This is a genomic window from Salinilacustrithrix flava (assembly GCF_041228405.1).
GTDB lineage: Bacteria > Actinomycetota > Acidimicrobiia > Acidimicrobiales > Salinilacustritrichaceae > Salinilacustrithrix > Salinilacustrithrix flava.
The window spans coordinates 4,029,552-4,053,323 of the sequence record NZ_CP133888.1 but is presented as its reverse complement, the minus strand read 5'-3'; the positions used below and the strand labels follow the sequence as shown (position 1 = coordinate 4,053,323).

The 23,772-nt window shown below is 70.4% G+C and carries 24 protein-coding genes; 20 read left to right on the top strand and 4 right to left on the bottom strand.

Translation table 11 applies throughout. The features are described 5' to 3' along the window. Nucleotides 1-34 precede the first annotated feature (34 nt). From proS to RGQ06_RS19785, 7 genes are all read left to right on the top strand, one after another. Complete coding sequence (proS, locus tag RGQ06_RS19815) at nucleotides 35-1,450, top strand: proline--tRNA ligase (protein WP_432428110.1); 1,416 nt, start codon at nucleotides 35-37, stop codon at nucleotides 1,448-1,450. 113 nt (nucleotides 1,451-1,563) lie between these two features. Next, nucleotides 1,564-2,088 carry a ribosome maturation factor RimP gene (gene rimP, locus RGQ06_RS19810; protein WP_432428109.1) on the top strand — a complete coding sequence of 175 codons (525 nt, stop codon included), beginning with the start codon at nucleotides 1,564-1,566 and terminating at the stop codon, nucleotides 2,086-2,088. Next, nucleotides 2,085-3,515 (top strand): transcription termination factor NusA, encoded by a 1,431-nt coding sequence (gene nusA / locus RGQ06_RS19805; protein ID WP_432428108.1) that lies wholly within the window; start codon nucleotides 2,085-2,087, stop codon nucleotides 3,513-3,515. The genes rimP and nusA overlap by 4 nt, the downstream gene beginning before the upstream one ends. After that, nucleotides 3,467-3,799: a YlxR family protein gene (locus RGQ06_RS19800; protein ID WP_432428241.1), complete on the top strand. Its 333-nt coding sequence runs from the start codon at nucleotides 3,467-3,469 to the stop codon at nucleotides 3,797-3,799. The genes nusA and RGQ06_RS19800 overlap by 49 nt, the downstream gene beginning before the upstream one ends. Before the next feature lie 70 nt (nucleotides 3,800-3,869). Beyond that, a complete protein-coding gene (gene infB / locus RGQ06_RS19795) occupies nucleotides 3,870-6,815 on the top strand; it encodes a translation initiation factor IF-2 (RefSeq protein WP_432428107.1) in 2,946 nt (981 codons plus the stop codon). Next, nucleotides 6,812-7,108, top strand: a complete 297-nt coding sequence (locus RGQ06_RS19790) for a DUF503 domain-containing protein (RefSeq protein ID WP_432428106.1) — start codon at nucleotides 6,812-6,814, stop codon at nucleotides 7,106-7,108. The genes infB and RGQ06_RS19790 overlap by 4 nt, the downstream gene beginning before the upstream one ends. A gap of 43 nt (nucleotides 7,109-7,151) precedes the next feature. Further along, nucleotides 7,152-7,418: a YdeI/OmpD-associated family protein gene (locus RGQ06_RS19785; protein ID WP_432428105.1), complete on the top strand. Its 267-nt coding sequence runs from the start codon at nucleotides 7,152-7,154 to the stop codon at nucleotides 7,416-7,418. A 38-nt stretch (nucleotides 7,419-7,456) separates the two neighbouring features. On the opposite strand, the gene RGQ06_RS19780 is transcribed toward RGQ06_RS19785, so the two are convergent. The 4 genes from RGQ06_RS19780 to RGQ06_RS19765 are packed head-to-tail and all read right to left on the bottom strand — an operon-like array spanning nucleotide 7,457 to nucleotide 9,863. Next, a complete protein-coding gene (locus RGQ06_RS19780) occupies nucleotides 7,457-7,858 on the bottom strand; it encodes a type II toxin-antitoxin system VapC family toxin (RefSeq protein WP_432428104.1) in 402 nt (133 codons plus the stop codon). A gap of 4 nt (nucleotides 7,859-7,862) precedes the next feature. Beyond that, a complete protein-coding gene (locus tag RGQ06_RS19775) occupies nucleotides 7,863-8,099 on the bottom strand; it encodes a type II toxin-antitoxin system Phd/YefM family antitoxin (RefSeq protein ID WP_432428103.1) in 237 nt (78 codons plus the stop codon). 47 nt (nucleotides 8,100-8,146) lie between these two features. Then, nucleotides 8,147-9,433, bottom strand: coding sequence for a DUF222 domain-containing protein (locus RGQ06_RS19770; protein WP_432428102.1), 1,287 nt, complete (start codon nucleotides 9,431-9,433; stop codon nucleotides 8,147-8,149). 49 nt (nucleotides 9,434-9,482) lie between these two features. Beyond that, nucleotides 9,483-9,863, bottom strand: coding sequence for a hypothetical protein (locus RGQ06_RS19765; RefSeq protein ID WP_432430690.1), 381 nt, complete (start codon nucleotides 9,861-9,863; stop codon nucleotides 9,483-9,485). Here RGQ06_RS19765 and rbfA point away from each other — a divergent pair. The 13 genes from rbfA to rpsO all read left to right on the top strand — a co-directional run bounded on the left by rbfA (nucleotide 9,862) and on the right by rpsO (nucleotide 23,672). After that, a complete protein-coding gene (gene rbfA, locus RGQ06_RS19760; RefSeq protein ID WP_432428100.1) occupies nucleotides 9,862-10,329 on the top strand; it encodes a 30S ribosome-binding factor RbfA in 468 nt (155 codons plus the stop codon). The two genes, RGQ06_RS19765 and rbfA, sit on opposite strands and share 2 nt — an antisense overlap. Before the next feature lie 4 nt (nucleotides 10,330-10,333). Next, on the top strand, nucleotides 10,334-11,308 hold the full coding sequence (locus RGQ06_RS19755; protein WP_432428099.1) for a DHH family phosphoesterase: 975 nt from the start codon (nucleotides 10,334-10,336) through the stop codon (nucleotides 11,306-11,308). Then, on the top strand, nucleotides 11,305-12,201 hold the full coding sequence (gene truB / locus RGQ06_RS19750) for a tRNA pseudouridine(55) synthase TruB (RefSeq protein WP_432428098.1): 897 nt from the start codon (nucleotides 11,305-11,307) through the stop codon (nucleotides 12,199-12,201). Before RGQ06_RS19755 ends, truB begins: the two co-directional genes overlap by 4 nt. A 149-nt stretch (nucleotides 12,202-12,350) precedes the next feature. Further along, nucleotides 12,351-12,857, top strand: a complete 507-nt coding sequence (locus RGQ06_RS19745) for a TadE/TadG family type IV pilus assembly protein (RefSeq protein WP_432428097.1) — start codon at nucleotides 12,351-12,353, stop codon at nucleotides 12,855-12,857. Then, a complete protein-coding gene (locus tag RGQ06_RS19740) occupies nucleotides 12,848-14,611 on the top strand; it encodes a pilus assembly protein TadG-related protein (RefSeq protein ID WP_432428096.1) in 1,764 nt (587 codons plus the stop codon). The genes RGQ06_RS19745 and RGQ06_RS19740 overlap by 10 nt, the downstream gene beginning before the upstream one ends. Before the next feature lie 101 nt (nucleotides 14,612-14,712). After that, nucleotides 14,713-15,552 carry a hypothetical protein gene (locus RGQ06_RS19735; RefSeq protein WP_432428095.1) on the top strand — a complete coding sequence of 280 codons (840 nt, stop codon included), beginning with the start codon at nucleotides 14,713-14,715 and terminating at the stop codon, nucleotides 15,550-15,552. Next, entirely contained in the window at nucleotides 15,549-16,718 is a 1,170-nt protein-coding gene (locus RGQ06_RS19730; protein WP_432428094.1) for an AAA family ATPase, read from the top strand. The genes RGQ06_RS19735 and RGQ06_RS19730 overlap by 4 nt, the downstream gene beginning before the upstream one ends. A 4-nt stretch (nucleotides 16,719-16,722) precedes the next feature. After that, complete coding sequence (locus RGQ06_RS19725; protein ID WP_432428093.1) at nucleotides 16,723-18,111, top strand: CpaF family protein; 1,389 nt, start codon at nucleotides 16,723-16,725, stop codon at nucleotides 18,109-18,111. Beyond that, nucleotides 18,108-20,093 carry a type II secretion system F family protein gene (locus RGQ06_RS19720; protein ID WP_432428092.1) on the top strand — a complete coding sequence of 662 codons (1,986 nt, stop codon included), beginning with the start codon at nucleotides 18,108-18,110 and terminating at the stop codon, nucleotides 20,091-20,093. Before RGQ06_RS19725 ends, RGQ06_RS19720 begins: the two co-directional genes overlap by 4 nt. A 1-nt stretch (nucleotide 20,094) precedes the next feature. Beyond that, the gene (locus RGQ06_RS19715) at nucleotides 20,095-21,006 is read left to right on the top strand and encodes a type II secretion system F family protein (RefSeq protein ID WP_432428091.1); all 912 of its coding nucleotides are present in this window, start codon (nucleotides 20,095-20,097) and stop codon (nucleotides 21,004-21,006) included. A 20-nt stretch (nucleotides 21,007-21,026) separates the two neighbouring features. Further along, on the top strand, nucleotides 21,027-21,980 hold the full coding sequence (locus RGQ06_RS19710; RefSeq protein ID WP_432428090.1) for a bifunctional riboflavin kinase/FAD synthetase: 954 nt from the start codon (nucleotides 21,027-21,029) through the stop codon (nucleotides 21,978-21,980). Next, nucleotides 21,977-23,224: an alpha/beta fold hydrolase gene (locus RGQ06_RS19705; protein ID WP_432428089.1), complete on the top strand. Its 1,248-nt coding sequence runs from the start codon at nucleotides 21,977-21,979 to the stop codon at nucleotides 23,222-23,224. Before RGQ06_RS19710 ends, RGQ06_RS19705 begins: the two co-directional genes overlap by 4 nt. Nucleotides 23,225-23,399: 175 nt before the next feature. Continuing rightward, nucleotides 23,400-23,672 (top strand): 30S ribosomal protein S15, encoded by a 273-nt coding sequence (gene rpsO, locus RGQ06_RS19700; protein ID WP_432428088.1) that lies wholly within the window; start codon nucleotides 23,400-23,402, stop codon nucleotides 23,670-23,672. The last annotated feature ends 100 nt before the right edge of the window (nucleotides 23,673-23,772 follow it).

The window sequence follows — 23,772 nt, the reverse complement described above, 5'->3', positions numbered from 1 at the left end:
CGGGCGGCCGGCACCGCGCCCGTAGTCTCGGCCCATGGCCAAGGCACCCGTGCTCACCCCCCAGGCGGAGGACTTCCCCCGCTGGTACCAGGACGTCCTCAACAAGGCGGAGCTGGCCGACAACGGGCCGGTGCGGGGCACGATGGTCATCCGCCCCTACGGCTACGGCCTGTGGGAGCGCATGCAGGCCGAGATGGACCTGCGCATCAAGGCCTGCGGGGCCGAGAACGCCTACTTCCCCCTCTTCATCCCCGAGAGCTACCTCAAGCGGGAGGCCGACCACGTCGAGGGCTTCAGCCCCGAGCTCGCCGTCGTCACCCACGGCGGCGGCAAGGAGCTCGAGGAGCCCATCGTGGTGCGCCCCACGTCGGAGACGGTCATCGGCGAGTACATGGGCAAGTGGATCCAGAGCTACCGCGACCTGCCGCTGCTGCTGAACGCCTGGGGCAACGTGGTGCGGTGGGAGCTGCGCCCCCGCCTGTTCCTGCGCACCACCGAGTTCCTCTGGCAGGAGGGCCACACCGCCCACGCCACCCGCGAGGACGCCGCCGCCTACGCCGCCCGGATCCTGGAGGATGCCTACCGGGCCTTCATGGTCGACATCCTCGCCATGCCGGTGCTGGTGGGCATCAAGCCCAGCTACGACCGCTTCGCCGGTGCCATCAACACCCTCGCCTGCGAGGGGATGATGCGCGACGGCAAGGCGCTGCAGATGGGCACCAGCCACGAGCTGGGCCAGAACTTCGCCAAGGCCTTCGACATCCAGTACCTCGACGCCGACAGCAAGCAGCAGCTGTGCTGGACCACGTCGTGGGGCAGCTCCACCCGCATGGTCGGCGGGCTCATCATGTGCCACGGCGACGACCGGGGCCTGCGGGTCCCGCCCCGCCTCGCCCACATCCAGGTCGTGGTCCTCGTGATCCGCGACGAGGACGGTGCCGGCGGCGTCGCCGAGGGCATCCACGACGAGCTGGTGCGCGCCGGCGTGCGCTCCCGCCTCGACGACCGGGTCGACACCGCCTTCGGGCGGCGCTCCACCGACTGGGAGCTCAAGGGCGTGCCGATCCGCCTCGAGATCGGGCCACGCGACGTCGCCGACGGCCAGGCCGTGCTGGTGCGCCGCGACACGGGGGAGAAGACGCCCGTGCCCCTCACCGAGATCGCCACCACCGTGCCGCGCCTGCTGGAGCAGATCCAGGCCGACCTGCTCGCCGAGGCCACGACGATGCGCGACGAGCGCACCACCGACGTCGACTCGGTCGAGGGCGTGCTCGAGGCAGCATCGACCGGCTTCGCCCGGGTCCCGTGGCCGGTGGTCGCCGGGGAGCAGGCCGCCGCCCGCCTGGGCACGAAGGCGGTCACCGTGCGCTGCATCCAGCGTGAGGACGGCAGCGTGCCGGACGACGAGGACGAAGACGGCCTCTACGCGATCTGCGCTCGCTCGTACTGAGTCGGACCTTCGGGTAGAGTCGTCAGCCGAACTCGTTCCTTGCTCGGAGCGTGGGCCTCGGGCCCACGCTTCTCTGCTTTCTGGACCCCGACACGCCCGAGGAGGTGCACGCCATGGCCAAGACCGATCTCGTCCGCAGCCTGGTCGAGCCCCTCGCCGCCGAGGCCGGGGCCGACATCTACGACGTGACCCTCGCCGGCGGGAAGCTCGTCGTCGCGCTCACCCGCGCCGACGGCGTCGACCTCGAGACCATCACCAGCGTCTCCCGCCAGCTCAACGAGGTCCTCGACGAGCAGGACCCGATCAGCGGCTCCTACACCCTCGAGGTCACCAGCCCCGGCCTGGAGCGCAACCTGCGCACGGCCGAGCACTTCGCCGGCGCCGTCGGCGACGAGGTCACCATCCGCACCAACCCACAGGTCGAGGGCGAGCGCCGGGTCCGCGGCACGCTGCGCGCCGCCGACGACACCACGGTCACCGTGGACCTCGAGGACGGCGGCGAGCGCACGCTCGACATCGCCGACATCGAGCGGGCCCGCACCGTGTTCACCTGGGGCAACCCCGACAAGCCGGGCAAGTCCCCCAAGAAGTCTCCGCAGAAGAAGACCGCACGAAGCAAGGAACCCCGATCGACATGAGCAACCCGGACATGTTCGAGGCCCTCCAGGCGCTGGCCGCCGAGAAGGGCATCTCCGTCGACACCCTCATGGCCGCGCTGGCCGACGCCCTGGAGTCCGCCTACAAGCGGATGCCGGGCGCGCTCGAGTACGCCTGGGTCACCATCGACCCCGGCACCTTCGACATCCGCGTCTACGGCCAGGAGCTCGACGAGGACGGCGAGCCCGAGGGCGACGTCTTCGACGTGACCCCCGAGAACTTCGGCCGCATCGCCGCCCAGACGGCCCGCCAGGTCATGACCCAGCGCATCCGCGAGGCCGAGCGCGAGCTCAAGTACGAGGAGTACGCCGGCCGCGAGGGAGACATCGTCACCGGCATCGTCCAGCAGAACGACAGCCGCTACACGCTGCTCGACCTCGGCCGGGTCGAGGCCCTGCTGCCCCAGGCCGAGCAGGTGCCCCACGAGCGCCCCGAGAACAACGCCCGCCTCAAGGCCTACATCGTCGAGGTCCGCAAGACGGCCAAGGGCCCCCAGATCGTCGTGTCCCGCACGCACCCGGGCCTGATCCTGGAGCTGTTCAAGCTCGAGGTGCCCGAGATCGCCGACGGCATCGTCGAGATCAAGGCCTGCGCCCGCGAGCCAGGCCACCGCACGAAGATGGCCGTGGCCTCCAACGAGAACAACGTCGACCCCGTCGGCGCCTGCGTCGGTGCCCGCGGCTCCCGCGTCCGCCAGGTCGTCACCGAGCTGCGCGGCGAGAAGATCGACATCGTGCCCTTCTCCGAGGACCCCTACGAGTTCGTGGCCAAGGCCCTCCAGCCCGCCCGGGTCAAGGAGGTCCGCATCGACGAGAACACCGGCACCGCCATGGTCATCGTCCCCGACCACCAGCTGAGCCTGGCCATCGGCAAGGAGGGCCAGAACGCCCGCCTCGCCGGCCGCCTCACCGGTTGGGCCATCGACATCAAGTCCGAGACCCAGCTCGCCGAGGCCGAGGCGGCCTACGCCGCCGAGGACTGGGCCGAGGGCGAGTGGGTGGTCGACGAGGAGACCGGCGAGCAGGTCTGGCAGCCCGCCGAGGGCGGCCCGGCCGTCTCCGCCGCCGAGTACCTGGAAGGCGAAGAGGACGAGGTCGAGGAGCCGGCCGCCGCCGAGGCGGCCCCGGACTCCGACGACACCCAGGTCACCGAGGACGCCGATGTGGCCGTGGCCGACGACGAAGACGTCGTCGAGCCGCTCGATCCCGCCGCCGACCTCGCCGCCGCCGCTGACGACGCCGTCCAGGCCGAGGTCGGCGACGACCCGGTCGAGCGCGTCCAGCCCGACGTCCCGTCCGGCGATGTGCCGTCCGAGGCCGCCGAGGAGCAGGCCCTCACCGCGGAACCCGCGGTCGAGGGATCCGAGCTCGGAGGGGCTGTCGAAGACCCGGCATCCGAGCCGACCTGAGCTCGCCGACGCGGACCTGCATCGGTTGCCAGCGGTCTGCTGGAACCGACGAACTGGTCCGCATGGTCCGAAGCCAGGAGGGAACGGTCGAGTTCGGTCGTACACTCCCTGGTCGGGGCGCATGGCTGTGCATCGCGACGCTCTCCGAGTGCGCGGCGCTGGCGCTGCGCCGCCGGGCGTTCGAACGAGCCTTCCGAGGCCCGGTCGATCACGCTTCGGTCGAGTCCGCGGTGCACAACGCCGCTGACTCGGTTCGTGACCCAGAGCAGAACGCGCGAGGATGACTGGTCGCGCAGCAGATCCCTACTGACGTAACGCAAGGCGAAACGAAGACTTTTGGCAGGCAAGATCAGGGTGTACGAGCTCGCACGTGAGCTCGGACTCGAGAACAAAGAGACCGTCGACCTGTGCAACTCGCTCGGGATCGGCGTCAAGAGCCACTCCTCGAGCATCGTGGAGCCGCAGGCTGATCGCGTCCGCCGCAAGGCGGAGCGTGAGGGGTTGGTGCGCGAGCCCAAGCCCGACACCGGCGATGGCGACGGCAAGGCAGCCGCGGAGGCCGAGGCCCCCGCGACCAAGAAGGCTGCGCCGGCCAAGAAGGTCGTGGCCAAGAAGGCCGTGGCCCCCAAGCCGAAGCCCCAGCCCGAGCCGGCCGACGAGCAGCCCGCGGCGTCCGACGAGACGTCCGCGCCCGCCGCCCCCACGCCGCCGCCGGCCTCCGCGCCTGCGGCGACGCAGGCCGGTCGGGCCGATGCGCCCATGCCGCGCCCGCCCGCCGTGCGCCCCACGAAGGGCGTCGTGAAGTCCAGCGGCAGCGAGCACCCCCCGGCCCGCCCCAAGGAGGACGAGCCGGCCGCGCCCGCCCCGCCCCAGCCCCCGGCTGCGGCGCCGCCCGCCCCACCTGCTGCGCCCAAGCCGCCGAGCGAGGCTCCCAAGCCGCCCGCGGCCGCGCCCGAGCCCCCGGCCGAAGCGCCCGCCGCGTCGGCACCGAAGCCGCCGAGCGAGGCCCCCAAGCCCCCGTCGGCTGCGCCCACGCCGCCCCCGGCCGCACCTCCGGCGCCGCCCGAGGCCCCCGAGGCCCCGGCCGCATCCGACGCGCCCCGTCCGCCGACGGCAGTCAACGACCCCGGTGCCAAGCCGGGCTCGAAGACGCCGCCCAAGTCGGCGTCCGGCAAGCCGATCCCGCCGCCCCCGGGTCCCATGATCTCCCGCGGCGGCAAGCCGATCCCGCCGCCGCCCGGCGCTGGTGGCCGCGGTCCGGCCCCCGCCCCGAGCGGTCCGGGCAACCGCCCCGCCCGCCGTGGCGCGGCCGGTCAGGTCCGCTACACGCCCCCGCCCGCCAACACCGGCGGCCCCCGCCCCGGTGGCGGTCCCGGTGGTGGTCGTCCCGGCCCCGGTGGCGGTCGCCGCCCACCGAAGCGCCGTGGCGGTCGTCGTCGCCGCAACCGCGACGAGCTGCAGCCCATCGAGGCTCCCAGCTTCACGCCCCATGACGCTCCGATCCCGGACCACGAGGTCGTCATCGAGCGCGCCTCGACGCCCCAGGACATCGGCCCCAAGCTGAACCGCACCGCGTCCGACGTCGTGCGCTTCCTCATGGAGCAGGGCGAGATGGTCACGGCCACGCAGTCGCTCTCCGACGACATGATCGAGCTGTTCGCCGCCGAGCTCGGCGCCACGATCCGCCTGGTCAACCCGGGCGAGGAAGCCGAGGTCGAGCTGCAGAAGCGCCTCGGCGTCGACGAGCTGCTCGGCGACGACGACGAGGACGACGATTCCCCGTCCCGACCCCCGATCGTCACGATCATGGGTCACGTCGATCACGGCAAGACCCAGCTCCTCGACCACATCCGCGAGGCCAACGTGGTCGCCGGCGAGGCCGGTGGTATCACCCAGCACATCGGCGCCTACCAGGCCGTCAAGAACGACCAGCGGATCACCTTCATCGACACCCCGGGACACGAGGCGTTCACCGCCATGCGCGCCCGTGGTGCGGAGGCCACCGACATCGTCGTGCTGGTCGTGGCCGCTGACGACGGCGTCATGCCCCAGACGCTCGAGGCGCTGAACCACGCCAAGGCGGCCGAGGTGCCGATCATCGTGGCCGTCAACAAGATGGACCTCGAAGCGGCCAACCCCGACCGGGTCATGCAGCAGCTGTCCGAGCACGACCTCATCCCCGAGGAGTGGGGCGGCGAGACGATCTTCAACAAGGTCTCGGCCCTCACCGGCGAGGGCGTGGACGAGCTCCTCGAGAGCCTCCTGCTCGTCTCCGAGCTCGAGGACTACCGCGCCGACCCCGAGGGTCGTGCCGCTGGTGCCGTGCTCGAGTCGCACCTGGACATCGGTCGGGGCCCCGTGGCCACCGTCCTGGTCCAGCGCGGCACGCTGCGCGTGGGCGACCCCATGGTCGCCGGCGCTGCCTTCGGCCGGGTCCGGGCGATCATCGACGACCACGGCGAGCAGATCAAGGAAGCCGGGCCCTCCACGCCCGTGCAGGTCCTGGGTCTGTCCGACGTGGCCGACGCCGGCGACCAGTTCGTCGTCGCCCCCGACGACAAGACGATGAAGGACGTCGCCTCCAAGCGCGACCACTTCCACCGTCTGGCCAACCTCGGCCGGGAGGCCACCGCCACCGGCGGCGGCGCCAAGCTCGAGGACATCTTCGCCGCCATCCAGGCCGGCGAGGTCGCCACCCTCTCGCTCGTCGTCAAGGCCGACGTGAACGGCTCCCTCGAGGCGCTCACCGACTCCCTGAAGAAGCTCGAGCGCGACGACGTCAAGATCGGCTTCGTGCACCGGGCCGTCGGCGGCATCACCGAGAACGACATCCAGTTGGCCTCGGCCTCCAACGCCACCATCATCGGCTTCAACGTGCGACCGGACCGCAAGGCCCGCGAGCTCGCCGATCAAGAGGGCGTGGAGATCCGCACCTACGAGATCATCTACAAGGTGCTCGAGGACATGGAGGCGGCCATGCTCGGCATGCTCGCCCCCGAGTACGAAGAGGTCGTCACCGGCGAGGCCGAGGTCCGCGAGATCTTCTCCGTGCCCCGCATCGGCAAGATCGCCGGTTGCATGGTCCAGAGCGGCGTCATCACGCGCAACTCCAAGGTCCGCTTCCTGCGTGAGGGCACCATCATCTGGAAGGGCTCGATCCAGTCGCTGCGGCGGTTCAAGGACGACGCCACCGAGGTGCGTGCCGGCTTCGAGTGCGGTGTCGGTCTGTCGGACTTCCAGGACCTCAAGGAAGGCGACATCATCGAGACCTTCGAGGAGCGCGAGATCGAGCGGGTGTGATCTGGAGTGGCGCAGCTCTCGAGCTGACCCTCCGCATCCCGCTCGGCGATTCCCTGAAGGCCAAGCGGTCGGTGATCCGACCGATCCTCGACGGCGCCCACCGACGCTTCGGCGTCGCCGCCTCCGAGGTCGCAGACCAGGACGTCCACGACCGGGCGGTCCTGGTCTTCGCCGCGGTCGCCTCCAGCCCCCGCCACGTCGACGAGGTCCTCGATGCCGTGGACCGCTTCGTGTGGTCGTTCCCCGAGGTCGAGGTCGTGGACACCGGCCGCTACTGGGTCGACACCGCGTAGGTTCCGCAGTCCAGACCCGGCCGGCTCGCTAGCGTTGGGTGACATGGCCGTCGATCAGCTGCCGGGCGGTGTGGTGCACGAGCTCCCCGACGATCTTCGGGAGGGCCTCGAGGCCAGCGCGGTGGCGCTGGAGGCGTGGCAGGACATCACGCCCCTGGCCCGCAACGAGTTCATCTGCTGGGTGGAGGACGCCAAGAAGCAACCCACCCGAGAGCGCCGCATCCGCCGGACCCGGGAGGAGCTGGAGGAGGGTCAGCGCCGGCCCTGCTGCTGGCCCGGCTGCAGGCACCGGGAGCGCAACGGCCGCTGAGCGAGCTACCGGCGGCGCCGTCGCGACCTTCGGGCCGGTCAGGGATGCCGGACCGTCACCACCTCGAGGTCAGGGATCCCGTCGAAGTCCTTCGGGTTGCTGGTGTGGACCGGCAGGGCGTTGGCGAGCGCGATCGCTGCGATCATGGCGTCGTAGGCGCGCGCTGACGGCTTGCGCCCGGCGCGGCGCAATGCCGCCGCGACCTGTCCGAACCGGCGGGCTGCAGCTGCGTCGAACGGGAGTGGGTCGAAGTCGGCCTCGGCCTGTTGCAGGTGTGCCTGCCGGGCGGCGCGCTCCTCGTCGGAGGACGCGACGAGCGGCCCGACGGACAGCTCGGCGAGCGTGATGGTGGTGATGAGCGGCTCCTCGGGGAGAGCGTCCGTGCTGGCGAGCTGGCCGAGCAGCAGCACGGTGCTCGTGTCGAGGATCCCCCGTCCCACGACGTCACACGCTGGGGTCGATGAGGGCGTCGAGGTCACGCCGGAGGCGCTCGGGGTCGACGGCGGGAAGGTTCCGGCGCCGCTCGATCAGGACCTCTCGAGGCACGGGAGCGGTCGGCAACCCCGAGAGCTCGGCTACGGGCGTCCCGGCGCGCGTGATCGTCAGACGCTCGCCGCGCTCCGCCCGCTCGACGATGTCGCCGCCACGGTTGCGCAGGTCACGGATCGAAACCTCGGCCACGGGTGCCACCGTATCACGCGTGATACAGCTCTGGACCGCTGTCCTGCTCACGTCCGCACCACAGGCGGGTCGTACCACTTCCACTGCGCCCGCTCGCCGGGCACGTGCTGGTAGATCGGTGCGTCGGGGAACGGCCCGCTCGGTGGCCGGGCGAGGCTGCCGCCGGACAGCAACCGGTCCCGCCGATCGATCACCGTGAGCTCGTCAGCCGGGCCGCGGATGGTGATGATGTCGCGGTGGTGGAGGCGGTGATGGAACGGGCATACGAGGGCCAAGTTCCACAGCTCGGTCGGGCCGTCGTCCTCCCAGTGGATGAGGTGGTGAGCGTGGAGCCCAGCGGTGGCGCCGCACCCCGGCACCCGGCAGCAGCGATCTCGCCGCTCGAGCATCCGGCGCAGCCGGCGGGGGATCTCCCGACTCGTGCGGCCGGCGCCGATGGGCAGCCCGTTGCGCTCGACCCAGACCTCGAGGGTGGCGTCGCAGCACAGGTAGCGCCGCTCGGCCTCGCTGAGCGCCGGGCCGAGGTGGAGCTCGGCCGCCCTCGACTCGGCGTCGACGTGCAGCACCACTGTCGTGCGGTGGCCGTGGGGGCGCTCGGCTGCGGCCACGTCGAGACCGTGCTCGCACATCCGCACGAAGGCGTCGGCCAGCGTGGGGAACGGGGGAGGGCTGACCTCCTCGATGCCGGCGTCCTTGGCCGCCTTGCGGGCGTCCTTCCACTCCTGGACCAGCGCGTCCTTGTGGGCACGCAGGGCCTGGTCGGCGTAGGCGCCCTCCTCGGCCGGGAGCTGCACCCGGGCGTTCCAGGTGCCGAACTCGTCGAACCAGGCCGACACCTTGCGCTCGCCTTCGGGCTCCACCGGGGGAGCGGGAGTCGACGTCTCGTCCTCAGCGGACGGCTCAGGATCAGGGGCCGGCGTCGGCGGCTGCGCCTGACGGGCGATGCGAAGCGCGGTGTGCAGCTGCGACACCGAAGCATTGCGAGCGAGATCGGCGAAGTGGTGGTCCATCCCGTCGGGCGCCTTGCGGGCGATGACGGCGACCTGATCCTCGGAGATCACGCCCTCGGCCATGCCGGCCAGGGTCTCGGGCAGCGTCGCGGCGCGCCGGGCCGTGGTGACCAGGTCCTTGGCGTGCTGGTTCGACATGCCGCACTTCCACGCCACCCAGTGCTCCAGCGAGCGGGCGCCCGTGGACTCCCACAGCGCGTCGGTGTCGAGGCGGCCGATGAGCTCGACCAGCTGGGCGGTGATGGCGTTGCGCTGCCCGCACAGCTCGGCCGCAGCGGACTCGATCTCCTCGAGTGCCGCCCGCACCTCCGGTGTCTCGCTCATCACCATGAAAGGAACGATACGGACACCCTCTGACAAGAACGCGCGGTGGCTACGGAGCGGTGCGAACCTCCCGGAGGATGCGGGCTCGCGGGCTTCCCGCCAGGCCTGGTGACATGTCCGGCGTCTGCCAGATCACCTGCTCGAGGAACTCCTTGAACCCGATCGCGGCCTCGTCATCGCCGAAGTCGAGGTCGACCACGATGTACTGCTCATCATCGACCGGTTGGTGCACCTGCTGTGAGGTCACGCCGGCATCGCGCCTGGCCTGCTCGAAGCGGTTGAACGCCTCGACCCAGGTCGACAGATCGGTGATGGCGTGCTCGATGTGCAATCTCGCCACAGTGCCCCCTTCGAGTGGCCCCCCGAGCGACTGTACGACGGCGCTCGCCCCGGTGGAACCGGACAGATCGTGTGGCAGGCTCGGCCCCATGGCCCGCCGACGTCAGTCCAGCTCCCGCCGGTACCCGCGCACGGCACGCCTCAACGAGCTGGTGCGCGAGATCGTGGCGGAGGAGCTCGAGCGCATCGACGACGAGCGGCTCGGCTTCCTCACCATCACCGCCGTCGAGGTCGACCCCGGCATCGAGCACGCCAAGATCCACTGGTCCAACCTCGAGGCCTCCGACGAGATCGTGCTCGAGGTGCTCGAGGAGCACCGCCCCCGCCTCCAGCAGGCCGTGAACCGCCAGACGCACATGCGGCGCACGCCGATCCTGTCGTTCCACGCCGACGAGGTCGCCCGGGGCGCCAACCGCATCGAGGAGATCCTCCGTGACCTCGACATCCCCGACGACGAGGCTCCCGAGGAAGCGCCATCCGCCGAGGGCGCCAGCGACGCGGACGCCGACGACGCGGACGCCGACACCGACACCGCCCCGGCGGACGACGACGCCTGATCCGGTGAGCACCGTCGCCGAGGTGGCCGAGGTGGTGCGGGGCGCCGACAGCCTGGCGCTCGCCTGCCACCACCACCCCGACGGCGACGCCCTCGGGTCGATGCTGGCCATGCACCTGCTCTGCGAGGCCAACGGCAAGGCCTCGGTGGCGTCGTGGCCCAGCCCGTGGGTGGTGGCGCCCCACTACGAGTTCCTGCCCGGCCTCGACCGCTGCATCCCGCCGTCGGAGTTCCCGACCGATCCCGAGGTGCTCATCACCTTCGACCTCGGACGCGTCGAGCGCCTGGGCGATCTGGCCCCGGCCGCCGAGCGCGCCGGTCAGGTCGTCGTGCTCGACCACCACCCGGACAACCAGCGCTTCGGCACGCACAACCTGGTCGACGAGTCGGTCGCCGCCACCGCCGTGCTCGTGCGCCAGCTGGCCGACGAGCTGGGCTGGCCGCTCACCCGTGACGTCGCTCTGAACCTCTACGTGGGGTTGGTCACCGACACCGGCCGGTTCCGGTACCCGAACACCACGCCCGAGGTCTTCCACCTGGCCGAGGAGCTGGCCGAGTACGACCTGCCCATCGCCCGCATCACCCGAGAGCTGTTCGAGAAGCACCGCTTCCAGTACGTGCAGCTGCTGTCGATGGCGCTGGCCCGCACCGAGCTCGACACCGACCACGGCTTCGTGGTGGCGTGGCTCACCCAGCAGGACCTCGAGGACTTCGACGTCAGCTTCGACGAGACCGAGGGCTTCATCGACCACGTCCGCGCCTGCCAGGAGGCCGAGGTCGCCTGCGTGCTGCGGGAGTCGCCGGGGGAGGGGTTGCGGGTCTCGCTGCGCTCCACCGGGTCCACCGATGTCGCCGAGCTGGCCGCCCGCTTCGGCGGTGGCGGCCACACGTTCATGGCCGGCTTCCCGTCCGACCTCCCGATTCCGGAGGTCGTCGAAGCGATCCGGGCCCTGCTGCCCGAGCGGACGGTGTCGGCGTGAGCCGCAAGAAGCCCAGCCCCTACAACGGCCTGGTGCTGGTGGACAAGGAGGTCGGCTGGACCAGCCACGACGTGGTGGCCAAGTCCCGCGGCGTGCTCGGCACCCGCAAGGTCGGCCACGCCGGCACGCTGGACCCGCCCGCCACCGGCCTGCTCCTGCTCGGCGTGGGAAACATGACCCGCCTGCTGCGGTTCCTCACCGCCCTGCCCAAGACCTACGTCGGCGAGGTCGTGCTCGGCTCCGAGACCGACACGCTCGACGACACGGGGCAGGTCACCGCCACCCACGACATGGGCGGCGTCACCCTGGCCGACGTGCGCGCCGCTGCCGAGGACCTCACCGGCGAGATCCTCCAGGTGCCGCCGATGGTCTCGGCCATCAAGATCGACGGCAAGCGCCTCCACGAGCTGGCCCGGGAGGGCAAGGAGGTCGAGCGCGAGGCCCGTCCGATCACCATCCACGCCTTCACCGTCGGCGAACCGGTGGAGGAGGGCGTGTACCCGATCGAGGTCACCTGCTCCTCGGGCACCTACATCCGCACCCTGGCCGCCGACCTCGGCACCGCCCTCGGGGGTGGCGCCCACCTGCGCAACCTGCGACGCACGAGCGCCGGCTCCTTCGACGTGGCTGACGCCCACTGCATCGACGAGATCGACCCCGATCAGCACGTCCTCACCCCGGCCGAGGCGCTGCGGGACCTACCCACCGTGGTGGTCGACGTCCCCACCGCCGTGGACGTCGGCCACGGCAAGCCGCTCGAGCGCTCCCGCCTCGGCATCCCCGAGGGCCACGACGGCCCGTGGGCGGTCGAATCCCAGGACGGCGTGCTCCTCGCCGTGTACGGCCCGCACCGGGAGGGAACGGTCAAACCGGAAGTGGTCCTGGCGACCTGAACCTGACGCGCGTCTGCCCACGCTCCGTGGAAATGAGCCATCAAGACCATGGATCTGTGCGCGCGCACAGTGGCAGAATCAGAAGGCTCGGAAGCAATATCCGACACGAGTCAGTTCAGGGATCGGCGCGTTTCGCCGATGTGAGAGGGATGAGCGAGTTGCGGGCACGCGGGAGAGATCGAGAACGGGGCGCCTCGCTGGTCGAGTTCGCCCTCGTGGTGCCGCTCTTGAGCCTGTTCCTGTTCGGCATCGTGCAGTTCGGCATCGCCTACGACAAGCAGCAGTCGATCAACTCCGGTGCTCGCGAAGGTGCACGCCTGGCTGCGCTTGATTCTTCGACGCTCGCAGACATATCGACCCGTAGCGTCCAGGCGTCTGATGCGTCGGCTACCGGTAACGATCCCAAGGTCGTTGTCAGCGACTCGTCCGGCGCTGTCGCCGGCGTGCGATGCCCTGGTGGCGCGTACTCCAAGACCGACACCTGTGCGAGTCCTGCGGCCGTCAACGAAGCGGAGGCGGATCTGATGCCCTGTGGCCGCGCGGCCCCGAGCGCCTACGCCACCGTGATCGTCTCGACGCCGTACGACATCACGATTCCCTTTTGGGGCGTCCAGCCCGTGACCATCGATTCGGAGGCGCAGTTCCGATGCGAGTAGCCCACAGGCGTGACGAACGAGGCGCCGTCCTGATCATCGTCGCAGCGTTCGCATTGGTGTCGATTGCGTTCTTGGCGTTCGTGATCGACATCGGTAACCAGCGCCAGAACCGTCGCCAGCTAACGACTGCGACCGACGCTTCTGCCCTTGATGTTGCCCAAGAGTGGGCGAACTACGAGCTGGACGCCACGCTTGCGGGGTTCACCTCGCTCGGTGGCGACAAGTACGACTGCACGTCGAAGGCTGTGGCGACGTTGCAGGCCAACAACGAGGGTGTGGCCTTCCCTATTGGCGAGGTCTCGTGCGTCGCAGAGTTCCGGACCACCTACGGGGTCGTGACCGTGGGTGCCAGCGAGGAGGTGCAGTACGCCATCGGCGGGGCGGTTGGCGTCTCTTCCGGCGGGACCGGCTCGACGACGAGCGTACGCATCACCGGACCAGCCCAAGGAGGCCTTCGGCCCTTCGGGTTGTGTGCCAATGAACCTTCGATTAAGTCGTGGCTTGAGGCCGACGATCAGACTCCAAAGGTTGTCCAGTCGGAGAGGTTTCTCCCGGACAAGTGTGGCAACTCCAGCGGCGGCTGGGGCCTGCTCGATCTCCTCGGAGGCAGCAATCCTGCGGTTGCGAAAGCGTATTCCGAAGGGTATGGCGAGTCAGTTCAGTTGAGCCCTGATCCCGACCAGTGCATCGATACGACACCGAAGTCCTGCTTCACGGCATCCACGGGTGCGAAATGGAATGGTGGCCCGATCAAGGACGCTCTGGATTTCCTTGAGGGACCCAGTGGCTGTGCTGAAGGTGGCATCGAGTTCAGTCTTCCGCTGTATCAAACAGTCGTTGATCCAGGAGGCAAGCAAGCCAAGTTCCCCATCAGCGGGTTCGCCCGAGTGCAATTGATGTGCTATGCGACCGGTGGCTCGAACGGAAATACGATCACACTCAAGCTTCTTGATTTCGACGAAGAAGGCCCCTGCTGTGGCGGCATCACTGCAACCAACCGCCTGCTCGAGGTCTGTGATGTGGGCACGATTGGGGGCTCCGTCGGGCCGAAGTTCGTCTCGAACTGTGGCGCGCCGCCGCCCGTACAGCCGCCGGACGTTGGTCTTGTCTGTGCGGTGACCCCGGTTTCGCCCTCCAGCCGGGACGTGCAGGTGGATGCCAGTAATCGGCCAACCACAGCGGTCGTCGTGACCGTCGACGTTGCGGACTCGAGCGACTGCGACCTCCGACTTCGTGCCAAGAACGCTACGTATGAGATTCTCGCGACTCAGGTCGACAAGACTGCCACGCAGTACAAGTTCGAGTTCGCTACAACGGACGCGATCGCTCCGCCGGACACGACTCTCGCCCTTGAGGTCTATGACGGGGATGGCTTCATCTGGGACGGCACCGCAACACTTACAACGACGGAAGCCGTTGAAACGCCGGCCTCGTGCGAAGTCAATTCAGTGGTTGTCGACCCGTTGGTAGTGGGCACGAAGGGCAACAGCTTGGAGGGCGACGTCAAGATCACAGTGAACCTCCGTGCGCCGACCAACTGCACCGGACTGAACGTTGACATGGTTCAGCGAAAGAGTAACGGGGCGGTGAACCGTGTAGCGAGCAACTACACGCCACCCGCAGGAACGACGAGCTTTGTTGTCACAATCCCGTCCGGGGCTTCGACGTACCAGAACAACAGCTTCTTCGACGTCGTGATTGAGCGTGGAGGCGATGAGTTGACCTACTCGCCCCCGGCGTTCCTGGATACGTGACGGTTGGCTACAGCGCCGAGCGCGAACAGCCGATACACCACTCGCGGCTCAGCCTGCGGAACACTTCGTAGTACGAACCCCCCGACCGGGAGAGAACAGACGTGAACAAGAAGCTGGTGGGCGTGATCGCCGCTGTCGTCATGGCGATCGTGGGCACAGGTGTGCTCGTGCTCTACGTCCAGGGCGCCGAAGATCGAGCGCTCGAGGGTGAAGAGCTGGTGCGGGTCCTCACGGCCACCGCACCGATCCCTGCGGGAACCTCCGCGGCCCAGCTCGAGGAGCTGGTCGAGGAGGAAGACATCCCGGTGAAGGTCGCTCCGGAAGGCGTGATCTCCGACCTGGTGTCCGTCAGCGGGCTCGTCACCGCCGTCGAGCTGGTGCCCGGTGAGGTGCTGCTGGCCAACCGCTTCGTGGAGGCCGGCAACGTCCAGGCCCGCCGCGGCTCGGTCGAGGTGCCCGAGGGACTCCTCGAGGTCACCGTGGCCATGTCCCAGGAGCAGTTCATCGGCGGTGTGCCGGTGCCCGGCAACTCGGTGGCGCTCATCGCCCTGGCCGACCGCAGCGACTTCGTGTTCCAGCCCAACGATCCCCTCGCCCAGCAGCCGGTCGACCCGGCCACCGGGCAGCCGCGGACCGAGGAGTACAAGGTCTCCAAGATCATCATCCAGCAGGCGCTGGTCACCAACGTCCAGGGCAACCCGCTCCCGGAGCAGGCCGCAGGGGCCGCCACCGACCCCACCCAGCGGGTGGCGCCGGCCGCCGGGTCGCTCCTCGTGACCCTGGCGATGGAGGGCCCGGACGCCGAGCGGTTGATCTACGCTCGCAACGCCCAGTCGCTGAACGCCAACCTGCACATGGCCATGCACAGCGGCGATGCCCTGGTGCCCTCCGAGGGCATCAGCGTCGAGAACATCATCAACCCGGGAGCTCCTGTCGGATGATCCTCGTCCTGTCCGCCTCCGACGACCTCGAGCAGGCCGTACGTGACGCGGTCGGCGACGTCGTCCCGGTCCAGACGGCGCCGCTCGATCGTGGCCTCGCTGCGGCGAACGCCTCCGTCGACGTCGTCCTCGTCGACGGCACCGTAGATGCCGAGCGTGCCTTCACCGTCGCCCAGCGCTTCGACGAGGAGCGCCCCGAGGTCACCGTCGTGCTCCACATGGAGCCCACCGGAGACGCGTTCTCCCGGGCCATGCAGGTCGGTGTGCGCGACATCCTCCCACCGGGCGCCGACGGCGACCGCATCCGCGAGTCCGCCAAGCGCGCCCTCGAGCTGGCAGAGCGCCGCTCGCACACGATCCGCTCGGCGGAGAACCCCGAGGACCAGCACCGCCTGATCATGGTGCTGTCGCCAAAGGGCGGCGCCGGCAAGACCACCATCGCCTCCAACCTCGCCGTGGGCCTCGCCATGCGGGCGCCCAAGCAGGTCGTGCTCGTCGATGGCGACCTGCAGTTCGGCGACGTCGGCAACGCCCTGCGCCTGCTGGCCGAGACCACCGTCCGCGACGCCATCGCCGGCGGCCTCCACGACGCCACCGAGGTCAAGGTCCACCTCACCCCGCACCGTTCGGGCCTGTTCGCCCTGTGCGCCCCTGAGGTGCCCGGCGTGGCCGACGAGATCACCGCGCAGGCGTTCTCCAAGGCGGTCTCTCTGCTCCACCAGGAGTTCAAGTACGTCGTGGTCGACACCGACCCCGGCCTCGGCGAGCGCACCCTCACGGTGATGGACAACGCCACCGACATGGTGTTCGTGGCTGCCACCGACGTGGCCAGCGTGCGCGGCCTGCACAAGACCATCGACGCCCTCGACCGCATCGGCATGACCGGGGCCAAGCGGCACTTCGTGCTCAACCGCTCCAACGCCAAGGTCGGCCTCGACGTGGCCGACATCGCCGCCACCATCGGCATGCAGCCCGACGTGCTCGTCCCGAGCCACGTGACCCTGCCCGTGTCGATGAACCAGGGCGTGCCCGTCATCGAGGGCGGCGATCCGTCGCCGGCCACCGCCCCGCTCTGGGAGCTGGTCGACCGGTTCGAACCCGACCCCAACGCCACGGCCGAATCCGCGGCGCAGCGCCGCAGCAGCGGCCTGTTCGGAAGGCGCTAGCACCATGCGACTCGGTGACCGGCTGAAGAACGCCGACGGCACGCCGATGGAGGAGGTGGACGAGAACACCCCGACCCATCGGGCTGACCCCTACGCCCGCCTCAAGCACCAGGTGTCCGAGGCCCTCATGGAGCGCCTCGCCGCCCGACCGAGCAGCCGCGACATGGCCGACGAGGAGCTGCTCGACCTCGCCCGGGAGACCCTCGCCGAGATCATGAACCAGGAGGCCGTGCCGCTCACGGCCGACGAGAAGGCCCGACTGGTCGACGAGATCAGCGCCGACGTCATCGGCTACGGCCCGATCACGCCCCTGCTCGAGGATCCCGACGTCACCGAGATCATGTGCAACGACACCACCGGGGTGTGGGTGGAGCGTCGCGGCCTGCTCGAGGAGACCGACGTCACCTTCGCGGACGAGGCCGCGCTGCGGCGTGTGATCGACCGCATCGTGTCCGCCATCGGCCGGCGCGTGGACGAGTCCTCCCCGATGGTGGACGCCCGCCTGCCCGACGGCTCCCGCGTCAACGCGGTCATCCCGCCGCTCGCGGTCGACGGCCCAACGCTCACCATCCGCAAGTTCTCCAAGATGGTCCTGCGTGCCGAGGACTACATCCGCACCGGCGCCGCCACCCCCTCGCTGATGGAGTTCCTCTCCACCTGCGTCGAGGGCAAGCTGAACATCCTGATCAGCGGCGGTACGGGCACCGGCAAGACGACGCTGCTGAACGTGGTGTCCAACTTCATCCCCCAGGGCGAGCGCATCGTCACCATCGAGGACGCGGTCGAGCTCAAGATCGCCCGCCGCCACGTGGTCCGCCTCGAGTCCCGGCCCCAGAACATCGAGGGTCGCGGCGAGGTCACCATCCGCGACCTGGTCCGCAACGCCCTGCGCATGCGCCCCGACCGCATCATCGTCGGCGAGTGCCGCGGCGGCGAGGCCCTCGACATGCTCCAGGCGATGAACACCGGCCACGAGGGCTCGCTCGGCACGCTGCACGCCAACACCCCCCGCGACGCCCTGTCCCGCATGGAGACGATGGTGCTCATGGCCGGCCTCGACCTGCCGATGCGGGCCATCCGGGAGCAGATCGCCTCGGCGATCGACCTCGTCGTGCACATCAGCCGCCTCCGTGACGGCTCCCGCCGCATCACCAGCGTGTCCGAGGTGGTGGGCATGGAGAACGACACCATCACGATGAACACGCTCTACGACTTCGACTACGGGGCGGGCATGGACGACAACGGCCGCTTCCTCGGCCACCCGGTCCCCACGGGCATCCGTCCCTTCTTCTCCGACCGCCTCCTGGAGCAGGGCTTCAAGCTGCCCAAGGAGCTCTTCACCGAGTCCAACGTCGTGAGCGAGGCCCTCGCCGCCAACCGGGGACGTCGGTGAACGGGCACGCATCCCGCCCGGCCCTGCGCCGGGCGACGGCGCTCATCCTCGCCCTGGTCACCGGGCTGGCCGCGCTGCTCACCGTCGCCCCGCCGAGCGGGGCCCAGGACGCCGGACCGGCCATCGAGGTCGTCGGCGTCGACATCACCTCGTTCCCCACGGTGCAGCTGCGCGTCGCGCTGTCCCCCGAGCTGGCCAGCGCCGACCTCAGCCCCGAGGACCTCCGGCTCACCGAGAACGACGAGCCGGTCGATGCCGAGTTCACCGCCCTCGACGACCAGCAGATCGGGGTGGTGCTCGCCGTCGACACGTCCGGCTCCATCCGCGAGGCCCTCGACGCCGCCAAGGCGGCCGCCACCGACCTGATCGAGGTCCTGCCCGAAGACGCGCCGGTCAGCGTGATCGGCTTCGGCTCCGCCGCCTCGGTCGCCTCGGAGTTCACCACCGACCGGGCCGAGACCGCCGCCGCCATCGACGGCCTCGAAGCCGCGGGCGGCACCGCCCTGTACGACGCCGTCCTGCTGGCCACCGAGCAGACCGGTGCGTCGCCCGCCGAGCGCAACGCCATCGTCGTGCTGAGCGACGGGGCCGACTCCGACTCCCAGGCCGGGGTCGAGGAGACCACCGAAGCCCTCGCCGGCGGCGCCGGCGACTTCTACCTCGTCTCCCTCGAGACCGCGGAGACCGACGACGCCGCCCTCGACGCCCTGGCCGACGCAGCCGGCGGCCGGGTCGTGTCCGCCACGGACCCCGACGCCCTCGCCGAGACCTACGTCGGTCTCGGCCAGCGCATCGTCAACCAGTACGCCGTCTCCTTCACCTCCACGACCCCGGACCCCACAGGCACATGGGCCATCGGCGTCGAGGGCAGCGATGCGACCGGATCGGTCGAGCTCGCCCTGCCCGACCGGGACCCGAACGCCGGCGCCGGCGATGACGACGTCGAGGAGATCGCCCTGCCCGGCGTGCTCACCTCCGAAGCCGACCCGCCCTTCTACCAGCAGGGCTGGGTGCTCTGGATCGGCGCGCTGATCGTGGGCTTCTCCCTCGCCGCGCTCATCGCCCTGGCGATCCCGAGCGGCGCCGGCTCCGCGATCGTGCGCCGGCGCGAGGCCCGCCGCTCCCTGCGCTCCGATGCCGCTCCGGTGAGCCACGACGACCACAGCGGCGCCGAGCGCGCCTTCGACAGCGTCCGCTCCGCCGCCACCCGGATGGCGTCCGCGGCCGTCGAGCGCACCGAGTCCACCGGCAAGATCGACGCCGCCCTCGACCGGGCCGGCCTCGTCATGCGGGCAGGGGAGTACGCCGCCCTCGTCGTGGCCATCGCCATCGGCGCCGGTATCCTCGGCTACCTGCTCTTCGGCGTGGTGATCGGTGCCATCGGCCTGCTCGTGCCGCTGCTCGGCGCCAAGGCGTTCCTCGACTTCAAGGCGTCCCGCCGCAACAAGGCCTTCGGGGACCAGCTCAGCGACGCCCTCATGATCATGTCCGGCTCGCTGCGATCCGGCTTCGGCGTCGGCCAGGCCATCGACACGGTCGCCGAGGAGATGGACGCCCCGCTCGGCCAGGAGTTCCGCCGGGCCATCCTCGAGACCCGCCTCGGCCGCGACGTGGAGGACGCCCTCGACGGCGTGGCCAACCGCGTCCAGAACGAGGACTTCGCCTGGGTCGTGGACGCCATGCGCATCAACCGCACCGTCGGTGGCGACCTCGCTCAGATCCTGGACCAGGTCGGCGAGACCATCCGGGCCCGCAACCGGCTCAAGCGCCAGGTCTCCGCCCTCACTGCGGAGGGGCGCATCTCGGCCATGGTGCTGGGCTTCCTGCCCATCGGCATGGGGCTGATCCTGTACAGCTCCAACCCCGACTACATGGACCCGCTCTTCAGCCGCACCATCGGGCTGATCATGCTGGGCGTGGCGGTGGCGCTGCTCGTCGCCGGCGCGCTGTGGCTGAAGAAGCTGATCGACGTGGAGTACTGAGATGGACCTGCTCGTCGTCATCTTCGGAGCCGCCCTCGTCATCGGGGCCGTCGGCGTCCTCGTCTGGGTGCTCACCGCCGAGCGCGACCTCGACCAGGCCCAGGCCAACCTCGGCCGCGGCGGCATGCTCGCCGACAGCCGCCAGATCGCCCTGAGCGCCTCAGCCAAGACCCGCATCCTCGATCCGTTCTTCACCTCCATCGGCAACCGGGCCAAGGGGTTCACCTCCGCCGGCATGGGCGACCGCGTCCAGCGCAAGCTCGACCTGGCCGGCCTGTACGAGAAGGGCTGGACGGTCGAGCGGGTCCTCGTCATCCGCTTCCTGTCCCTCGCCATCGGCGTCGTCCTCATCGTGCTGCTCCTCTCGGGCGGCACGGGTCGCCAGTCCCTCGGCCTGGCCGCCCTCATCGCCGCGCTGGCCTACCTCGGCCCCGAGGCCTGGCTCGACCGCAAGGCCGGTGAGCGCCAGGGCCTCATCGAGAAGCAGCTGCCCGACGTCATCGACCAGCTCACCGTGTCGGTGGAGGCCGGTCTCGGCTTCGACGCCGCCATGGCCCGCTCCGCCGAGGGCCGCACCGGCCCCCTGGCCGACGAGCTCGCCCGAGTGCTCCAGGACCTGCAGGTCGGGGTGGACCGCCAGGTCGCCCTCGACCGCATGGTCGAGCGCACCGACGTGCCCGACCTCAAGGCCTTCGTCGTCGCCATCCGCCAGTCGACCCGCCACGGCCTGCCCATCGCCCGCGTGCTGAAGGTGCAGTCCCAGGAGCTGCGCGAGAAGCGCCGCGCCCGGGTCGAGGAGAAGGCCGCCCAGCTGCCGGTGAAGATCGTGTTCCCGCTGGTGTTCTGCATCCTGCCGTCGCTGTTCGTGATCATCCTCGGACCGGCCGGCATCAACATCATGGACAGCTTCTAGGCACAAGTACGATCGCCTTCGTGCAGATCGTCCGCGACACGTCCAGCTGCCCCGAGCTCGGGCAGGGAACGGCGGTCACGATCGGCGCCTACGACGGGCTCCACCTCGGCCACCGCGCCGTCATCGCCGAGGTCCAGCGCGAAGCCGACGCCCGGGGCCTGGCCTCGGCGGTCGTCACCTTCGACCGGCACCCCGCCTCGGTCGTGCGACCCGAGTCCGCGCCCAAGCTGCTCTGCGACCTCGACCAGAAGCTCGAGCTGCTCGAGAGCACCGGCATCGACCTCGTCGTCGTCATCCGCTTCGACGAGGAGCGCGCGGCCGAGACCGCGGACGAGTTCGTCCAGGAGGTCCTGGTCGACTGCCTCAAGGCCCGTACCGTGATCGTCGGCGCCGACTTCCACTTCGGCAAGGGCCGGGGCGGAGACGTGGCGCTGCTCAACCGGCTCGGCCCCGACCTCGGCTTCGACGTGCACGGCATGGCCCTCGTCGACGTCGACGGCAAGCCCACCGCCGCCGAGGGCCGCGTGTCCTCCACTGCCATCCGCCGCGCGCTGGTGGCCGGTGAGGTCGGGTCCGCCGCCGAGATGCTCGGCCGCCCCCACGAGGTGCGCGGCGTGGTCCACCAGGGCGACCAGCGGGGCCGAGACCTCGGCTTCCCCACCGCCAACGTGGCCGTGCCCGGATCCATCCTGCTGCCGGCCGACGGGATCTACGCCGGCTGGTTCGTCCGGGCCGACGGCGAGGTGCTGCCGACGGCGATCTCCCTCGGCCGGCGCCCCACCTTCTACGAGACGGCCGACGCCAGCCTGCTCGAGGCCCACGTGCTCGACTTCTCCGGCGATCTCTACGACGAGCGCGTCGCGGTCCGCTTCGTGTCCCGGCTCCGGGGCGAGGAGCGCTTCGACACCGTCGACGACCTCATCGAGCAGATGCAGCGCGACTGCGAAGACGCTCGGCGGATACTGCGCCCATGACCGAGACCGGCTTCCCCGACGACGTGACGATCATCCCCGTCACCGTCGGTCACGTCGTGCCTCTCGAGCCGGTCTACGACGACGACGAGAGCCGGGAGGACCGCAGCCACCTGCTGCCCCGGGAGCGGGCCCGGCGAGCGCTCTCGAGCGTGCTGCCCGAGGCCGAGATGCCGGTGGTCGGGCCCGAGTCCGACGGCGCGGCCGAGCGCGGCCTGGTCGCCGCACCCCGCCTGGCCCGCCACGTGTTCCGCATGGCCGACGGCCACGAGGTCGGCGTCACCGTCTCGGGTCGGGGCGTGCCGCTGGTGATGGTGCACGGCTTCACCGCCGAGGGCTTCCTCTACGCCCAGACGTTGTCCCGCCTGGTCTCCATGGGCTTCAAGGTCGTCGCGATCGACACCGCCAACCACGGCAGCACCCAGGGCCTGCCCTCCGGCGGCGCCAACTTCGGCGAGTACGCCCGGCTCCTCGGCCGGGCCCTGGACGAGCTCGGCATCGAGCAGGCCTTCTTCGTCGGCCACTCCATGGGCGGCCGGGTCATCACCCAGCTGTGCGCCAGCGAGCCCGAGCGCGCCCTCGGCGTCATCCTCGTCGACGCCATCGTCGGCGACGCCTGGGACCGCCTCGTCAACGTCGGGCGCCTGTTCCCCCCGGCCATGGCCGGGGTCGTCGTCCTCCTCGCCCTCGATGCCATGACCACGCCGCCGGTGCTGAAGAACCCCGAGCAGGCGCTCAAGCTCGGTCGGCTCCTGGCCCCCACCCTGGTCGGCCACGCCGTGCGGCCCTGGCGCCTGCTCGGCCCGGCCGTGTCGATCCTGCGCAGCCGGGGCAGCCGCTGGATGCTGCAGCGCCTCGCCCAGGAGGAGATCCCGGTCGTGGCGGTGCACGGCACCCGTGACTTCGCCGTGCCGCTGCAGACGGCCAAGGACGCCGCCCGCCAGGCCAAGGGCGAGTTCGTCGTCATCGACGGGGCCAACCACTGCTGGCCCCTCCGGGACCCCGAGACGCTGCCCGCCATCGTGTCGGACCTGCTGCACGGCAGCTTCGGCCAGGCCTACCGCCAGGCCGTGCGGGACCACGGCCTCGAGCCCGACCTGGCCCGGCTCGACGAGGTCGAGCGCGCCTTCTACCCCCCTGATGCCCCGATCCGGGCGATGACGCCCAAGCTCGAGTTCGCCCGGCTCACGGCCCGCCGGCGCCGGCCGGCCTACTCCTACGACATCAAGCCCGCCCTGCCCCAGTAGCAGCCGGGGTACCGCGTCTGCAGGCGCACGGTGGTAGGGTGCCTGAAGGCCTCGTGCCGTCGCGCCTGGGGGTTCCACCCCGGGAGCAGCGCCCGACGCCACCGCTTCCCCTCCTCGCACAGCCGGTTGGGGCAGCCGGGTCCGATACCCACGCAAGCAACGGAGTCCTTCACGTATGTCTGAGCAGATCGACCGCCTCAAGCCGGAGCTCATCGCAGAGCACCGCCTCCACGAGACGGACACGGGGTCGCCCGAGGTCCAGATCGCGATTCTCACGAAGCGCATCAACCACCTCAACGACCACCTCTCGAACCACAAGAAGGACCACCACACCCGACGCGGCCTGCTCAAGCTGGTCGGTCGCCGCCGGCGGCTCCTCGACTACGTCCGCAAGAACGACGTCGAGCGCTACCGGGCGATCATCGCCACGCACGGCCTGCGCCGCTGAGGGGTCCGAACACCCCGGTGGCAGCCTCGGTCAGCTGCCAGTCGCCGATCTCCGAACCACTTCGGGGGTGCGCCGACTGGGAACTGGCCCTGTCACCACG

What these genes read in the sequence shown, in the direction of transcription:
- RGQ06_RS19740 (WP_432428096.1), top strand. Translation starts at nt 12,848, where the DNA reads ATGCGAGTAGCCCACAGGCGTGACGAACGAGGCGCCGTCCTGATCATC.
- rimP (WP_432428109.1), top strand. Translation starts at nt 1,564, where the DNA reads ATGGCCAAGACCGATCTCGTCCGCAGCCTGGTCGAGCCCCTCGCCGCC.
- rbfA (WP_432428100.1), top strand. Translation starts at nt 9,862, where the DNA reads ATGGCCCGCCGACGTCAGTCCAGCTCCCGCCGGTACCCGCGCACGGCA.
- RGQ06_RS19770 (WP_432428102.1), bottom strand. Translation starts at nt 9,433, where the DNA reads ATGAGCGAGACACCGGAGGTGCGGGCGGCACTCGAGGAGATCGAGTCC.
- proS (WP_432428110.1), top strand. Translation starts at nt 35, where the DNA reads ATGGCCAAGGCACCCGTGCTCACCCCCCAGGCGGAGGACTTCCCCCGC.
- RGQ06_RS19715 (WP_432428091.1), top strand. Translation starts at nt 20,095, where the DNA reads ATGGACCTGCTCGTCGTCATCTTCGGAGCCGCCCTCGTCATCGGGGCC.
- RGQ06_RS19725 (WP_432428093.1), top strand. Translation starts at nt 16,723, where the DNA reads ATGCGACTCGGTGACCGGCTGAAGAACGCCGACGGCACGCCGATGGAG.
- RGQ06_RS19765 (WP_432430690.1), bottom strand. Translation starts at nt 9,863, where the DNA reads ATGGGGCCGAGCCTGCCACACGATCTGTCCGGTTCCACCGGGGCGAGC.
- RGQ06_RS19745 (WP_432428097.1), top strand. Translation starts at nt 12,351, where the DNA reads ATGAGCGAGTTGCGGGCACGCGGGAGAGATCGAGAACGGGGCGCCTCG.
- RGQ06_RS19785 (WP_432428105.1), top strand. Translation starts at nt 7,152, where the DNA reads ATGGCCGTCGATCAGCTGCCGGGCGGTGTGGTGCACGAGCTCCCCGAC.
- nusA (WP_432428108.1), top strand. Translation starts at nt 2,085, where the DNA reads ATGAGCAACCCGGACATGTTCGAGGCCCTCCAGGCGCTGGCCGCCGAG.
- RGQ06_RS19705 (WP_432428089.1), top strand. Translation starts at nt 21,977, where the DNA reads ATGACCGAGACCGGCTTCCCCGACGACGTGACGATCATCCCCGTCACC.
- RGQ06_RS19730 (WP_432428094.1), top strand. Translation starts at nt 15,549, where the DNA reads ATGATCCTCGTCCTGTCCGCCTCCGACGACCTCGAGCAGGCCGTACGT.
- rpsO (WP_432428088.1), top strand. Translation starts at nt 23,400, where the DNA reads ATGTCTGAGCAGATCGACCGCCTCAAGCCGGAGCTCATCGCAGAGCAC.